This window comes from Candidatus Providencia siddallii, from assembly GCF_964026685.1.
Lineage (GTDB): Bacteria > Pseudomonadota > Gammaproteobacteria > Enterobacterales > Enterobacteriaceae > Providencia_A > Providencia_A siddallii_A.
The window spans coordinates 668,718-685,265 of the sequence record NZ_OZ034688.1; the positions used below are offsets into that span (position 1 = coordinate 668,718).

General features: G+C 21.6%; 13 protein-coding genes, 3 tRNA genes and 1 pseudogene. 14 read left to right on the plus strand and 3 right to left on the minus strand.

The annotated features are described in order from the left end of the window. The first annotated feature begins 82 nt into the window (after nucleotides 1-82). The 11 genes from alaS to rplS all read left to right on the plus strand — a co-directional run bounded on the left by alaS (nucleotide 83) and on the right by rplS (nucleotide 9,126). Nucleotides 83-2,707: an alanine--tRNA ligase gene (alaS, locus tag AAGD61_RS02895; protein ID WP_341764944.1), complete on the plus strand. Its 2,625-nt coding sequence runs from the start codon at nucleotides 83-85 to the stop codon at nucleotides 2,705-2,707. 134 nt (nucleotides 2,708-2,841) lie between these two features. Continuing rightward, complete coding sequence (csrA, locus tag AAGD61_RS02900; RefSeq protein WP_341764945.1) at nucleotides 2,842-3,015, plus strand: carbon storage regulator CsrA; 174 nt, start codon at nucleotides 2,842-2,844, stop codon at nucleotides 3,013-3,015. Between the two features lie 161 nt (nucleotides 3,016-3,176). Beyond that, nucleotides 3,177-3,264 (plus strand) — tRNA-Ser (locus AAGD61_RS02905). Between the two features lie 21 nt (nucleotides 3,265-3,285). Next, nucleotides 3,286-3,362: transfer RNA gene (locus AAGD61_RS02910), tRNA-Arg, on the plus strand. A gap of 71 nt (nucleotides 3,363-3,433) precedes the next feature. Next, complete coding sequence (gshA, locus tag AAGD61_RS02915; RefSeq protein ID WP_341764946.1) at nucleotides 3,434-4,999, plus strand: glutamate--cysteine ligase; 1,566 nt, start codon at nucleotides 3,434-3,436, stop codon at nucleotides 4,997-4,999. Between the two features lie 30 nt (nucleotides 5,000-5,029). Continuing rightward, the gene (luxS, locus tag AAGD61_RS02920; protein WP_341764947.1) at nucleotides 5,030-5,521 is read left to right on the plus strand and encodes an S-ribosylhomocysteine lyase; all 492 of its coding nucleotides are present in this window, start codon (nucleotides 5,030-5,032) and stop codon (nucleotides 5,519-5,521) included. Between the two features lie 188 nt (nucleotides 5,522-5,709). Continuing rightward, nucleotides 5,710-7,056, plus strand: a complete 1,347-nt coding sequence (gene ffh / locus AAGD61_RS02925) for a signal recognition particle protein (RefSeq protein WP_341764948.1) — start codon at nucleotides 5,710-5,712, stop codon at nucleotides 7,054-7,056. A gap of 93 nt (nucleotides 7,057-7,149) precedes the next feature. Next, nucleotides 7,150-7,407 (plus strand): 30S ribosomal protein S16, encoded by a 258-nt coding sequence (rpsP, locus tag AAGD61_RS02930; protein ID WP_341764949.1) that lies wholly within the window; start codon nucleotides 7,150-7,152, stop codon nucleotides 7,405-7,407. Continuing rightward, on the plus strand, nucleotides 7,400-7,951 hold the full coding sequence (gene rimM / locus AAGD61_RS02935; protein WP_341764950.1) for a ribosome maturation factor RimM: 552 nt from the start codon (nucleotides 7,400-7,402) through the stop codon (nucleotides 7,949-7,951). Before rpsP ends, rimM begins: the two co-directional genes overlap by 8 nt. A 14-nt stretch (nucleotides 7,952-7,965) precedes the next feature. Beyond that, entirely contained in the window at nucleotides 7,966-8,718 is a 753-nt protein-coding gene (gene trmD, locus AAGD61_RS02940) for a tRNA (guanosine(37)-N1)-methyltransferase TrmD (RefSeq protein WP_341764951.1), read from the plus strand. A 42-nt stretch (nucleotides 8,719-8,760) separates the two neighbouring features. Further along, nucleotides 8,761-9,126: a 50S ribosomal protein L19 gene (gene rplS / locus AAGD61_RS02945; protein ID WP_341764952.1), complete on the plus strand. Its 366-nt coding sequence runs from the start codon at nucleotides 8,761-8,763 to the stop codon at nucleotides 9,124-9,126. 267 nt (nucleotides 9,127-9,393) lie between these two features. On the opposite strand, the gene bamD is transcribed toward rplS, so the two are convergent. After that, nucleotides 9,394-10,152, minus strand: a complete 759-nt coding sequence (gene bamD / locus AAGD61_RS02950) for an outer membrane protein assembly factor BamD (protein ID WP_341764953.1) — start codon at nucleotides 10,150-10,152, stop codon at nucleotides 9,394-9,396. An 84-nt stretch (nucleotides 10,153-10,236) separates the two neighbouring features. Between bamD and rluD the strand changes: the two genes are divergently transcribed. From rluD to AAGD61_RS02965, 3 genes and pseudogenes are all read left to right on the plus strand, one after another. Further along, on the plus strand, nucleotides 10,237-11,205 hold the full coding sequence (gene rluD / locus AAGD61_RS02955; protein ID WP_341764954.1) for a 23S rRNA pseudouridine(1911/1915/1917) synthase RluD: 969 nt from the start codon (nucleotides 10,237-10,239) through the stop codon (nucleotides 11,203-11,205). Nucleotides 11,206-11,273: 68 nt separating this feature from the next. Then, nucleotides 11,274-13,397 (plus strand): annotated as a pseudogene (locus tag AAGD61_RS02960) (AAA family ATPase); the annotation flags it as partial. 110 nt (nucleotides 13,398-13,507) lie between these two features. After that, nucleotides 13,508-13,581: transfer RNA gene (locus tag AAGD61_RS02965), tRNA-Ile, on the plus strand. Nucleotides 13,582-13,586: 5 nt separating this feature from the next. Here AAGD61_RS02965 and AAGD61_RS02970 read toward each other — a convergent pair. Both AAGD61_RS02970 and AAGD61_RS02975 read right to left on the minus strand, forming a co-directional pair. Next, nucleotides 13,587-14,987, minus strand: a complete 1,401-nt coding sequence (locus AAGD61_RS02970; protein WP_341764955.1) for an NAD(P)(+) transhydrogenase (Re/Si-specific) subunit beta — start codon at nucleotides 14,985-14,987, stop codon at nucleotides 13,587-13,589. A 2-nt stretch (nucleotides 14,988-14,989) separates the two neighbouring features. Continuing rightward, nucleotides 14,990-16,525 carry a Re/Si-specific NAD(P)(+) transhydrogenase subunit alpha gene (locus AAGD61_RS02975; RefSeq protein ID WP_341764956.1) on the minus strand — a complete coding sequence of 512 codons (1,536 nt, stop codon included), beginning with the start codon at nucleotides 16,523-16,525 and terminating at the stop codon, nucleotides 14,990-14,992. Between the last annotated feature and the right edge of the window lie 23 nt (nucleotides 16,526-16,548).

The window sequence follows — 16,548 nt, forward strand, 5'->3', positions numbered from 1 at the left end:
ACTTTTTTAATATTTATATATATTCATTATTTTATTTAATGTTTTACTATATTAATAAATTTAAATTAACATTAGGATAAACATGAATAATAGTACAAATGAAATTCGTCAAACATTTTTAAATTTTTTTTACAAAAAAGGACATAAAATAATACCAGGTAGCTCACTAATACCAAAAAATGATCAAACATTATTATTTACAAATGCAGGAATGAATCAATTTAAAAATATATTTCTCGGATTAGAAAAAAAAACATATTCTAGAATAGCAACTTCACAATACTGTATACGTGCAGGAGGAAAACATAATGATTTAGAAAATGTAGGTTATACAACTCGACATCATACATTTTTTGAAATGTTAGGTAATTTTAGTTTTGGTGATTACTTTAAAAAAGAAGCAATTCATTTTGCATGGGAATTATTAACAAGTAAAAAATGGTTTAATTTACCAAAAGAAAAAATTTTAATTACAATATATTTTAATGATGATGAATCATACCACATATGTAATAAAGAAATCGATATACCAAAAAACCATATAATCCGAATTGGTGATAAAAAAGGAAAATCTTATATATCAGATAATTTTTGGCAAATGAGCGAAACAGGACCTTGTGGTCCATGCATGGAATTTTTTTATGATTATGGAAAAGATTTTTATGGAGAACCTCCAGGTAGTAACAAAAGTAATGGAGATAGATATATAGAAATATGGAATTTAGTATTTATGCAATTTAATAAAAAACTAAATGGAAAATTAGAATCTCTACCTCAAATATCTATTGATACAGGAATGGGACTTGAACGTATTTCTTCTATATTACAAAATGTTAAATCAAATTACGAAATAGATATATTTCAAAAATTGATTTCTACTATATCTATTCTTACAAAAGAAACTAATTTAAAAAATAAATCATTATACGTAATAGCAGATCATATTCGCGCTTGTGTATTTTTAATCGCTGAAGGAGTAATTCCATCAAATGAAGGAAAAGGTTATGTATTACGAAGAATTATTCGTCGTGCAATTCGACATGGATATATTTTAGGAACAAAAAACCCTTTTTTTTATAAATTAGTACAACCAGTACTTAAAATAATGGAAATTACAAATAACTTTCAAAATAAACAAATAATGATCGAAAAAATATTAAAAAATGAAGAAGAACAATTTTCACGTACATTAGAACGAGGACTTAATTTATTAAATACAGAATTAAATACGCTAAAAACAAATATTCTTGAAGGCGAAATTGCATTTCGTTTATACGATACTTATGGTTTTCCACTTGATTTAACTATCGATATATGCCGTGAACATAAAATCGAAGTAGACAAAAAAGGTTTTAAAAATGAAATGGAAAAACAACGAAATAAAGCAAAAAAAATTATTTTTTTAAATAAAAATCAAGAATCTCAAATTAAAATTGATATAAATTATAAAAATTTAGATTTTACAAAAAATAAACAACAAGCAAATATTATAAAAATATACAAAAATAATAAACCAGTTACATCATTACAAAAAAACGAAGACGGAGTAATTATATTAAATAAAACACCATTTTATGCTAGTTCTGGAGGACAAATTGGAGACACAGGTATATTAAAAAATAATAACGGTAATTTTATAGTTACTAAAACAGAAAAATATAATCAAAGTACTTTACATTTTGGTAAAATTGATTCAGGAGTATTATCAATAAACAATACAATTACAGCAGAAATTAATGAAAAAAAACGAAAATCTACTTCCTTAAATCATTCTGCAACCCATTTATTACATGCAACATTACGTAAAATTTTAGGTAAACATGTTTTTCAAAAAGGATCATCTATCAACGATAAAACACTTCGTTTTGATTTTTTACATTTTAAAGCATTAACAAAAGAAGAAATACAAAAAATAGAGAAAATCATTAATAAAAAAATAAGCGAAAATTTATTAATAAAAACTAAATTAACAAGTTTAGAAGATGCTAAAAATAAAGGAGCTATAGCATTATTTAATCATAAATACAAAGAACATGTACGAGTTGTTAGTATTAATAATTTTTCTATTGAATTATGTGGAGGAACTCATGCTAAACAAACAGGAGATCTAAGAATATTTAAAATTTTAAACGAACATAGCGTATCATCCGGTATTCGAAGAATCGAAGCAACTACAGGTGAAACAGCAATAGAAAATATAAATGATCAATTAAAACAACTTTTAATTATTGAAAATATATTAAAAACAGATAAAACTAATATAATAAAAAAAATAAAATCTCTAATAGAAAAATCACAACAATTAAAAAACATAACTTTAAAATTAAAAAAAGAAGAATACCTTCAAAAAAGCATTTTATTATGCAAAAAATCAAAAAATATAAAAGGTATTAATATATTAATAACACAATTGGATTGTATTGATATCAATACATTAAAAATACTTGTTGATAATATAAAAATTCAATTAAAATCAGCTATAATTATACTATCAACAATAAATAACAATAAAATTAATATTATTGCAGGAATAACTAATGAATTAAGCAATAAAATTAAAGCAAATGAATTAATTTATCATATTACAAAAGAAATAGATGGAAAAGGCGGTGGTAATTCTAAAATTGCTCAAGCTGGAGGAACTAATTTAAATGCATTACCTACTGCACTTAAAAATATTGAAAAATTGATTGATTCTAAATTATAAAACATTTTTATAAAAACATCAATTAAAAAATCAAAGTATTAAATAAATATTATAATACCTTTATATTTTCACGATGTATAATTCATGGAAAATAACAAGATACATATCTTTTAATATTTCAAGGAGAAAAAAGAATGCTTATTTTAACCCGTAGAGTTGGAGAAACCCTTATGATAGGTGATGAAGTAGCAGTCACTGTTTTGGGTATAAAAGGAAATCAAGTTCGTATTGGTGTAAACGCACCAAAAGAAATTTCTGTTCATCGTGAAGAAATTTATCAACGTATTCAGTCTGAAAAAAATAAATAAACAAAATAACAATTTAAGCGTTCTAAATCAATAATGAACGCTTATTGTTTTCTTGAAAATTATTTTTATATTAAATGAATATAAAACATTTGACTTATTATATATAAATAAATGATAATATACAAAATTTTTTAAAACAGATTGATATATACCAAATCTCAGGTGAGGTGGCCGAGTGGTTGAAGGCGCTCCCCTGCTAAGAGAGTATGCGAAAAAATCGCATCGAGGGTTCGAATCCCTCCCTCGCCGTATTATCTTTATTTTTCAAATGCATCCATAGCTCAGTTGGATAGAGTACTCGGCTACGAACCGAGCGGTCGGAGGTTCGAATCCTCCTGGATGCGCCATAAAATATAAATTTATACATACAATTTTAAAATAAAAATCTAATAAAACAAAATATTCATAATAAAATTATATGTTTCCTGATATATCAAAAATAATATCATTATTAAAAGAAAATCCAGAAATTATAAATAATATAAAACGTGGTATTGAACGCGAAACTTTGAGAATTACTACAAAAGGAAGTATTTCAAAAAATATTCATCCTAAAGAATTAGGTCAACCATTAACGCACAAATGGATAACAACAGATTTTGCAGAATCTTTACTTGAATTTATAACACCTGCTAATAATAATATTAAATATAATTTAGCTTTTTTAAAAGATCTACATCGTTATACAGCTCTAAATCTAAAAAATGAAAGAATGTGGCCTTTAAGTATACCTTGTTTTATCAAAAATAATGATAGCATTAAAATTGCTCAATATGGTTCTTCTAATTTAGGACGTTTTAAAACAATTTATCGTGAAGGTCTTAAAAATCGATATGGGGCACTAATGCAATTAATATCTGGTATTCATTACAATTTTTCATTACCTGTAGAATTCTGGAAAATAAAACAATTTTCAAATAACATAATATATAAAAAAGAAGAAATTTCTGAGAATTATTTACACTTAATTAGAAATTATTATAGATTTGGTTGGATAATTTCTTATCTATTCGGTGCATCACCAATGATTTGGAAAAGTTTTATAAAAAATAAAAATATAAAAAAATATTTTTATAAAGAAAAAGATTTTTTTTACTATTTTCCTTATGCTACTTCATTAAGAATAAGCGATTTTGGCTATACAAATAATTTTCAAAAAAAACTAAATATTAAATTCAATAATTTAGATAATTACATATCTAGTGTTAAAAAAGCACTTTGCAATTTATCTCCTAATTTTAAAAAATTAGGTATAAAAAAAAATGATAAATATATCCAATTAAATGCAAATATATTACAAATAGAAAACGAATTATATACACAAATTCGACCAAAACAAACTATAAAACATAATGAATTACAATTACAAGCTTTACTAAAACGCGGTATAGAATACATTGAAGTTAGAACACTTGATATTAATCCTTTTAGCTCAATTGGCATTAATGAAACACAAGCAAGTTTTATTGAGCTATTTTTAGTATGGTGTGCATTAGCAGATGAACCAAAAATAGAAAATAAAGAACTTAATTATTATAATCAAAATTGGAACCGAATAATTTTAGAAGGAAAAAAACCAAAACAAATAATTAATATAAATAATAAACAAAAGCCACTAATAACAGTGTGTAAACAATTAATTAATAACTTAATAGATATAGCAAAAATATTTGATATATCTTATAATACTGATATATATCAAAGTACATGCTTTAAAATTATTGAAATGATTAAAGATCCAAGATTAACATATTCTTCATTAATACTAAATGAAATTTTAGAAAAAGGAATTAATAAATTTGGACTAGAATTATCTGAAAAATATTTCAAACAATTAACAAAAGAACCTTATGAAGTAATTACAAAAAAACAATTCGAAATTGCTAAAATAAAATCTATAAAAAAACAATTAAAAATAGAAAAAAATGAAAATAAAACTTTTGAAGAATACTTAAACATATATTCATCACGTTTAAATTCATAATAATTATTTTATAACGTTACTAATTATAACATGACTACATTAAATAGTTTCATTATAAACCATTCTAGTATGAAAGCTCCTGCTGTTCGTATAGATAAAACATTAAAAACACCAAATAATGATATTATAACTATATATGATTTACGTTTTGTAAAACCTAATAAAGAAATAATGCCAGAAGCAGGTGTTCATACAATAGAACATTTATTTGCTAATTACATGCGTAATTATATTAATGATAATAATATTAAAATTATTGACATATCTCCAATGGGATGTAGAACAGGTTTTTATATGAGTCTAATTGGATATCTAAAAGAAAAAAAAATAATCTCTGCATGGAAAAAATCAATGGAAAACATCTTATTAATACAAAAACAAAAAAAAATACCAGAATTAAATATTTATCAATGTGGATCATATAAAATGCATTCTCTAAAAGAAGCAAAACAAATAGCATATGATATTTTAAAAAAAGGTATACAAATTAATAAAAATATAGATTTAATTATAAATTTATAATAAATAATCTATTAAATTAAATTTAATTATAAATTAATATAATACAAAATAAAACGTATAATAAATTTATATTATAAATAAATATTTAATACTAATAAAATTAATTTTTATTTATATTATTAAAATTAATAATTTAAAAAATTTATAAAAATAAAAAAATTATATATAAATAACAACTAAAACAATATATGTTTAATAACTTAACTAAAAAATTATCATTTATTTTAAATAAAATAAGCACACATGGACGTATCACCGAAGATAATATAAAAAATACATTACGCGAAATTCAAATAACTTTATTAGAAGCAGATGTATCATTACAAGTAGTACGTGATTTCATTAAAAAAATAAAAAAAAATGCTATAGGGCAAAATATTAATAAAAGCCTAACACCAGGACAAGAATTTATTAAATTAGTTAAATATGAATTAATAAAAATAATGGGTGAAAAAAATAATGAATTACAATTATCTCATAAACCACCAATTCCTATATTAATAATAGGTTTACCTGGTGCCGGTAAAACTATAACTACTGCAAAAATAGGTAATTTTTTAAAAAAACAAAACAAAAAAATATTAATTGCCTCAACTGATATATATCGTCCAGCGGCAATAGAACAATTAGAAAAGTTATCAAAAATTATAAAAATTGATTTTTTTCAATCAAATAAAAAAGAAAATCCAACATTAATAACACAAAAAGCATTAAAATATGCACATGTTAAATTTTATGATATATTACTTATAGATACTACTGGTGTATTACATACTAATAAAACAATTATAAGTGAAATAAAAAAAATTCATTCCATACTAAAACCGGCAGAAACTTTATTTGTTATGGATGCTATGACAGGTCAAGATACTGCAAATATATCGAAAACTTTTAATAAAACATTAGAATTAACCGGAATTATTTTAACTAAAATAGACGGAGATGTACGAGGTGGAGCGGCATTATCAATAACTTCTATTACTGGTAAACCAATAAAATTTTTAGGTACAGGAGAAAAAATTAATGATTTAGAAATATTCCATCCTGAACGAATTGTTTCTAATATGCTTGGATCAAAAAATCTTTCTATTTTATTAAAAGAAATTGAAAATGAAGTTAAAAAAAATAAAAATAAAAAATTAAATAAAGAACTAAATGATAAAAATTTTAATTTAAACGATTTTTTAAAACAATTAAAACAAATGCAAAATTTAGGAGGAATAAGTAATATAATAAATAACATACCAAATATACAACAACTACCAAATACTTTTAAACCGCTGTTAAATAATAAAATGTTAAAACGTATGGAAGCAATAATTAATTCAATGACATATAAAGAACGTGAAAATCCTATTATTATCAATGGATCACGTAAACGTCGTATTGCATTTGGTTCTGGAGCAAGCATACAAGAAATAAATTACTTATTAAAACAATTTAATAATATGCAAAAAATAATAAAAAAAATCAAAAAAATTGGACTAAAAAAAATGTTTTCAGGAATAAAAAAAATAATGCATATTAATTTTTAAAAAAAACAATAATAATAACAATTAAAATTTTTTAATTGATTTCTTTAAAAATATTAGTAATATTGTTTTTTTATTTATAAGAGATTATTAATTATGGTAACAATTCGTTTATCTTTAATTGGGAAAAAAAAACACCCATTTTATAAAATTATAGTAACAGATAATAGACATGCACGTGATGGACGTTTTATAGAACGTGTTGGATTTTTTAACCCTATAGCTACTAGTAAAGAAGAAAAATTACGTTTAAATTTAGATAGAATCAAACATTGAATTAACTTAGGTGCAACAACATCTATTCGAATAAAACAATTAATAAAAGAAGCAAAAAAATCAACTAATAATGAATAATAAAAATAAAATACTACAACCTAATAATCTAATTATTGTTGGTAAATTCGGTTCTCCATATAGTATAAAAGGCTGGATTAATTTTTTTTCTTTTACAGAAAAACCAAAAAATATATTTTATTATAAACCTTGGTTTATAAAACAAAAAAACATATGGAAACCTATTCCAATTGAAAACTGAAAAATTTTTAAAAAAAAAATCATTATAAAATTAGATGAAATAAATGATAGAAATAAAGCAGCACTTTTTACAAACATTAAAATTTTTGTTGACTGTAATAATTTTACTAAATTAAATAATGAATATTATTGAAAAGATTTAATAGGATGCAAAGTAACAACTTTAACAAAACATGATATCGGGATTGTTAAAGATATAATAGAAACTAATTCAAATGATGTATTAATAATAAAAACAAACATTAAAAATTATAAAAAAAAAGATATTTTAATACCTTTTCTTAAAAAAATAATTATAAAAATTGATATAGATTTAAAACTAATAACAATAGATTGGGATATTAATCTTTTAAAATATAACTAAATAAAATATATAAAATGTTTATTAATATAATTAGCTTATTTCCAGAAATGTTTAAAGCAATAACAAAATATGGTGTAACTTCTAAAGCAGTAAAAAATAAATTATTAAAAATAGAGTTTTTTAACCCTAGAAATTTTACTAAAGATAAACATAAAACTGTTGATGACCGACCATATGGCGGAGGTCCAGGTATGTTAATGATGGTAAAACCTTTAAAAAAAGCAATAAACTTAGCAAAAACTAAGCTTGGTGCAAATACAAAAGTATTTTATCTTTCACCTCAAGGAAAAATATTAAACCAAAATATAATTTATAAAATAATAAAATTAAAAAAAATTATTCTTGTTTGCGGACGTTATAAAGGAATTGATGAACGATTTATTCAAACAGAAATAAATGAAGAATTATCAATAGGAGATTATATATTAACGGGTGGTGAATTAGCAGCAATGGTACTAATAGATTCACTTTCTAGATTTATTCCTGGAACTTTAAATCATAAAAATTCAGCTTTTCAAGATTCTTTTTCTAATGGGTTATTAGATTGCCCACAATACACTAGACCAAGAATATTAAACGGGATAAAAGTACCTGACGTTATTTTATCAGGAAATCATTTAAAAATAAATATTTGGAAAATGAAACAGTCACTTGGACGCACTTGGTTAAAAAAACCAGAACTTTTAAAAAAAATAAAATTAACTAATAACCAAAAGTTATTACTAAATGAATTTCAAAAAGAATATTATGAACAACAAATAAATTAAAAAATATTTTTTGTATAATAAAATAATTTTAATGAGACACTTATGAATAATATTATAAATAATTTAGAAAAAGAACAAATTAAAAAAGAAATTCCTAAATTTCGTCAAGGAGATACAATTGAAGTTAAAATTTGGATTACAGAAGGTTCTAAAAAACGATTACAATCATTTGAAGGAATAGTAATAGCTATCCGTAATAGATTATTACAATCTTCATTTACTGTTAGAAAAATTTCAAATAACGAAGGTGTTGAACGTATATTTCAAACATATTCACCAATAATAGATAGCATAAATATTATACGTTATGGTTCAGTTAGAAGATCTAAATTATATTATCTACGTAAACTTTCTGGTAAAGCTGCTCGCATTAAAGAACGATTAAAAAATATAAAAAATCAAAAATAAAATAAATTAAATTTTACTTTTATAAAATTTATTATATGTAATTACTATAAAACTATTATTTTTTAAAATATATAAAAATAAATAATTAAAAAAATAATCAATAAAATGAAGTATCAAAAAAAATAATTTAATTCATTATATAAATATTATTAATTATTAGTTTTAAAAAAAATAATTTTTTCTAAAAAAACTATATAATATATTATTTTTTTTAAATATTAATCTTTATTTTTTTAAAAACTATATTATTAAAATAATAAAATATCTTTAAAAATTTTTACTGTTATTTAATATAATATCAGATACTTTTTTAGATTCTTCAATTAAACCAATCTTTTCATAAGCAATTTTCATATACTTTAATGCTTCAATTGTTGCTTTAGTAGATGGATAATCTTGTAACATTTGTTGCGAACGATTAATAACTGCAATATAAACACCTAACTTATTATAAAATTTAATAACTGAAAGATCAAAATTTGCTAATCTATTTTTTAAATAAAACAATCTTTTAATAGCATCATTTGTATATAAACTTTCAGGAAAACTATAAATTAATTGATTAAAATATTTAAATGCAAGATAAGCGTTTTTAGTATCTCTTTCATAATTTTTTTTAATATTAAAAATGTCATATAATACTTCATCATCTAAATCCATAGCAATTAAAGCACGCATATAAATAACATAATCAATATTAGGATGAGTTTGATTTAAATGTATAAAACGATCAATTACATCTATTGCCATTTGTAATTCAAATGTTTTATAATAACAATAAATTAAATTTAATTGAATTTGATTATAATATGGGTTTAATGGATATCTATTATTCAAAAATTCAAAATCATTAATAGCAACTTTAAAATCATTATGATACATTTTTTTTTTAGCTGTATTATAAATTTTATTTATTGAATTATTATAAACAATTTTATTTGTACTAACACATCCAGAAAAAACAATAAAAATTATAAAAAATATTATAAAATATTTTTTATATAAAAAAATATATTGTTTATTCATTTAAACCTTATTTCCAAATAAAAACAATTATATATTATATAATATATAATTAAATTAAAAATTAAAAAATAAATTATTTAATATATGCAAAAAACAGAATTTAATACAATTATTAATAATTTACAAGTTAAAACTCGTTTAGATCATACTTTAGTTAAATTATTACCTTCTTTTTCTAGAACTAAAATAAAAAAACTAATATTATTAAATAAAGTAAAAATTAACGACAAAATTATTAATAAACCAAAAAAATATATTTTAAATGGAGAAAAAATTTCAATAAATTTTTTCTGTGAAAAAAAAACATCTTATTTAAAACCACAAAATATTACACTTAATATTATTTTTGAAGACAATGATATACTTGTTATAAATAAACCAGACAATCTAATTGTACATCCTGGAGTTAATAATTCAGAAAATACAATTTTAAATGCATTATTATATCATTATCCAAAATCAATTAATATACCAAGAGCAGGAATAGTACATCGTTTAGATAAAAATACAACAGGTTTAATGATAATAGCAAAAAACATTCCATCTTATAGATATTTGATTAATTCTTTACAATTAAAACAAATTACACGCGAATACGAAGCTATAGTATCAGGAAAAATTATTACTGGTGGTTCAATTAATAAACCAATCTCACGTCATCCAATAAAAAGAACACAAATGTCTGTTAATAAAAATGGCAAACAAGCTATTACACATTATCGTATAATAGAACATTTCAGAATACATACTAGATTACTTGTACGATTAGAAACAGGAAGAACACACCAAATTCTTGTTCATATGGCTCATATTAATCATCCATTATTAGGAAAATCATTATATAATAATAAACAATATTTAAATAAAAAAAACAATAAATATCTAAAAGAAATAAATAATTTTAATAGACAAGCATTACATGCAATAAGATTGCATTTTAATCATCCTACTTCAAAAAAAAGAATAAAATTATATGCATCTTTACCAGATGATATGATAAAACTTATAAAAAATTTAAAATATGATATGTATTTAAATAAAAACAATATTTAAAAAAAATATAAAATAACAAAATATTAATTTTATAAAAATAATAATTTAAATTTTAAAAAAAATGAAAAAAAATGAATGAACAAAATTCTAAAAATAAACAAAATATAAATAAATTTACAATTAATTTAACTGAACAAGCAGAACATGGTAAATTAGATCCTGTAATTGGTCGTGATGAAGAAATTCGTAGAGCAATGCAAATTTTACAAAGAAGAACCAAAAATAATCCAGTATTAATTGGAAAACCAGGAGTTGGAAAAACAGCTATAGTAGAAGGATTAGCACAACGAATTGTAAATAATGAAGTTCCTGAAGGTTTAAAAAACAAAAACATACTATCATTAGATATTGGAGAATTGATTGCAGGTACAAAATATAGAGGTGAATTTGAAGAGCGTTTTAAAAATATTTTAAATGATCTTATAAATCAATCTAATAATATTATATTATTTATCGATGAACTTCATACTATTATAGGTGCAGGAAAAACAGACGGTCCAATGGATGCAAGTAATATGTTAAAACCAGCATTAGCACGAGGAGAACTGCATTGTATAGGAGCAACAACATTAGACGAATATAGACAACATATAGAAAAAAATGCAGCATTAGAACGACGTTTTCAAAAAATATATATCACAGAACCATCCATAAAAGATACAATTGCTATATTACGTGGTATTAAAAGACGTTACGAACTACATCATAATGTACAAATAACAGATCCAGCAATAATTGCAGCAACAAATCTTTCAAATAGATATATAACAGATCGAATGCTACCAGATAAAGCAATTGATTTAATAGATGAAGCTTGTTCAAATCTAAGAATAGAAATGGATTCAAAACCTAAATCTTTAGACAAATTAGAACGTAAAATTATTCAATTAAAATTAGAAGAACAAACATTAAAAAAAGAATTTGATAATTCAAGTAAAAAAAGATTAAAAAAACTAAAAATAGAATTATCAAAAATAGAAGAAGAATATTTTTTATTAGAAAAACAATGAAAAAACGAAAAAACATTATTAATAAAAATTCAACATATTAAAACTGAATTAGAAAACACGCGTATTAATATTGAAAAACTACGTCGTATTGGAAATCTAGAAAAAATGTCTGAATTACAATATGGAATTATTCCAATTTTAGAAAAACAACTTAAATTAACAAATGAAACTAAAAAAAATATAAAACTTTTACGTAACAAAATTACTGAAATTGAAATTGCTGAAATTCTTACATATTCCACAGGAATTCCGATTTCAATAATGTTAGAAAACGAAATAAAAAAATTAAAAAAAATAGAACAAGAATTGCATCTACGTGTAGTTGGACAAAATGAAGCTATTATCACTGTTTCAAATGCAATACGCCGTAATCGAGCTGGTTTATCTGATCCTAATCGACCAATAGGATCTTTTATGTTTTTAGGACCAACAGGTGTTGGAAAAACAGAACTATGTAAAGCACTAGCAAATTTCATGTTTGATAATGATAATGCCATAACACGAATAGATATGTCTGAATTTATGGAAAAACATGTTGTATCTCGTTTAATTGGTGCACCTCCTGGATATATAGGTTATGAAGATGGTGGATATTTAACTGAATCTATAAGACGTCGCCCATATTCAGTTATTTTATTAGATGAAATAGAAAAAGCTCATATTGACGTTTTTAATATTTTACTTCAAGTTTTAGATGATGGAAGATTAACTGATGGGCAAGGTAGAACTGTTGATTTTAAAAATACAATAATAATTATGACTTCTAATTTAAGTTCTGATTTAATTAGAAAAAATTTTAATACACTTAATTATTTAAAAATGAAAAATATTATAATGGATACATTATCTAATACTTTCAAACCTGAATTTATTAATCGTATTGATGAAATTGTTATATTTAATCAATTAGATAAAAATAATATATTTGATATTACAAATATTCAACTAAAACTTTTATCTAAAAAATTAGAAAAACATGGATATAAAATGATTACAACAGAAAAAGCATTAAAACAAATAACAAAAGATGGTTTTGATCAAATTTTTGGAGCAAGACCATTAAAACGTTTTATCCAACAAAAAATTGAAAATTTATTAGCACAAAAAATTTTATTTAATGAAAATAACAGTAATAAAAACATTATTTTAGATTTTAAGAAAAATGAATTTATTATTCAATAATAATATTTTTTTAAAAATATTATTATTTAATTTAAAACTAATAAAATCTTGACTTAATATTATAATAAAATTATAATAAATAATTAATTAATTATAAATTATTATAAAATAGGCTTGTAGCTCAATTGGTTAGAGCACACCCCTGATAAGGGTGAGGTCGGTGGTTCAAATCCACTCAAGCCTATAATATTAATCTTGTTTTTTACAATCAAAAAAATATAAAATATCATCAATACTGTTTTTTATTTCACCAAATAACAATTGTACATTTTCTTTAAAAAATAACGAATTTTGAACATAAGAACAACAAATATTTGTTGGGTTTTGCAAAACAATTACATTATTAGCTTTCCACACCTCTAATACTTTCATACCAAAAATTGAACTTTTTGAATTTTCTAACGCATCTGGGTTAACAATATCATTTGATTCAAATATTAAAACAGTATCTATATTTTGAAAATTAAAATTATTTTCATTCAATTTAAATATATTTTTACAAGAAATATTTGTTTCAGCAAATAAAACATCCATGTAACCTAATAAATTTTCAGTAATTGGATGAATACAAAAATTAACTTTTATTCCAAATTCTTGTAATTTTTTAGTTATATAAAAAATATGATATTGAATCTTTGATGCAACTAAATTACAACATGGAATCATAACTACTAATGTTGAATTTTTTAATATTTCTGATATCTCAAAAGGTGTTATTTCTTGATATTTATTATTTTTTTTATCCGATTCTAATAAAAAATTATCAGAATTAAAATCATTTGAAAAAATTTTAATAAAAGAACGATTCATTAATTTACATGTAATATGATACAAAATTGCACCTGAAATACCAACTAAAGAACCAGTTATAATTAATAAATTATTAAATAATATAAAACCACACAACGCAACAGACCATCCTGAACAAGAATTAATAAAATAAATTACAATTGGTATATCTAACTTATTAATTAAAAAAACAAAATGATACCCTATAATTATTAAAAAAACTAAAGTTAATAATAATACAAACACTTGTAACCAAAAAATTTTTGTTTCAACAAAAACAATTAAAAAAAATAAAAAAATAAAAATAAAAAATAAATTTAATTTATAATTATTATATTTTATTTTATATTTAAAATTAATTTTATTAGATAATTTTAAATATAAAATAATTGAAGATATAAAAGTAAAAAAATTAATTAAAAAACCAAAAAAAAATTCAATTAAATTGATATGTTCAATAATTTTATTATTAATAGCTATTTTAATAAAACTATTAATAGTAACTAATGTAGTAGATAATCCAATAAAACTATGCAAAAAAACAATTTTTTCATGAAGTTGAATTATTTTTGTTTTTTTTGATAAAAAAATACTGATAATAAAACCAATAATTATAGTTACTAATATAAATTTAAAATTATTTGAAAAAAAAATACTTAAAAATAATGAAATTAAAATTCCAATGATACCAAAATATTTTTTTTTTATAAAATTATTATAATTAGACAAACTAGCAATGCTAAAAATAAATAAAACAAAAACAACAATATAAGATACTTTAATAATTCCACTGGAGAACATAATTAACCTTTATTTTTTAAAAACATCTTTAATATACGTTGTATTAATGAAAAACTATAAAAAATATTAATACTCGAAAATAATATTGCAATAAATGATAAAATATTAATAAAAATACCTCTTCCAAATTGTGTAATAGCTCCAATAATTACTATTCCAGAAATCATATTTGTTAATAGTATCAATTGAGTATATAAAGTACTCATAACATTTAAAACAATATAATAACTAATAATACAAGATAAAATTAATATAGTAAGATTAGATACAAATTCATTTGATATATATTCAGCCAACAAAACAAATAAAACAGTTATAAAAACAATTAAAGCATATTTGATTTTAAAAATATTTTTATTTTTTTTATTTTTTTTTATATTATTTTCTTTTGAATTTAATTGAATAAAATTTTGTGTTTTAATATTTTTACAAGGTAAAACAAATTCACCATCTTTTATTAAAGTTATATCTTTTATAATCGTATTATCAAAATCAAAAATTATTTCATTAGATTTTTTTTTACATAATATTTTTATTAAATTTATCATATTATTACTATATAATTTTGAAGATTGAGTTGAAAAACGTTTTGGAAAATCAGTGTAACCAATAATTTTTATATTATTATCAGTTATAATTAATTTATCAGATTGTGTTAATTCACAGTTACCACCAAATTCCGCAACTAAATCTACTATCACACTACCTGGTTTCATCAATGCAATATTTTTTTTTGTAATTAATTGTGGAGCTTGTTTTTCTTTATTTATAGCACTCGTTATTACAACATCTATATTTTTAATTTGATTTTCAATCAATTTTGTTTCTAATGTTAAAATTTTTTTTAAAACATCTTCTTTGTTATTATATACATAATCACTTTTTTTATAAAAATCTAATGAAAGAAATTCAGCACCAATATTTTTAACATCTTCTTTTACTTCATTTTTAATATCAAATGCACGAACAGAACCTCCTAAGCTAATAGCTGTTCTTATAGCTGAAAAACCTACAACACCAACTCCTATTACCATAACTTTAACCGGAAAAACTTTATTAATTGAAATGTTTTGACCAGAAAAAAAACATTTAAATTCATAAGCTGCTTCTATTACTGCTCTATATCCAGCAACAGTTGACATAGAACTTAACACATCATATAATTGAGTTTGAGCCGTATGTGGAATAATATCAATTGCAATTACATTTATATTACATTTTTTTAATATATTAATTATCTCAAAATTTTTATCAGGATAAATAAGACTAATCAAAACAGCATTTTTTTTAAATAACAATATTTCATCTTCTTGAGGTATATTAATCTTTAAAATAATATCAGATGAAAATACAACATCTCTACTTACTATATTAGCTTTTACTTTTTCATATTCTAAATCACCAAAACCTGCTAAATATCCTGCATTATGTTCAACATATACAGAAAAACCTAATTTTAATAATTGTTTTACTGTATAAGGAACAACAGCAACACGAGTTTCATTAGCAATTTGTTCTTTTGGTATGCCAATAATCATAATTGTTATCTCATAAAAATAAA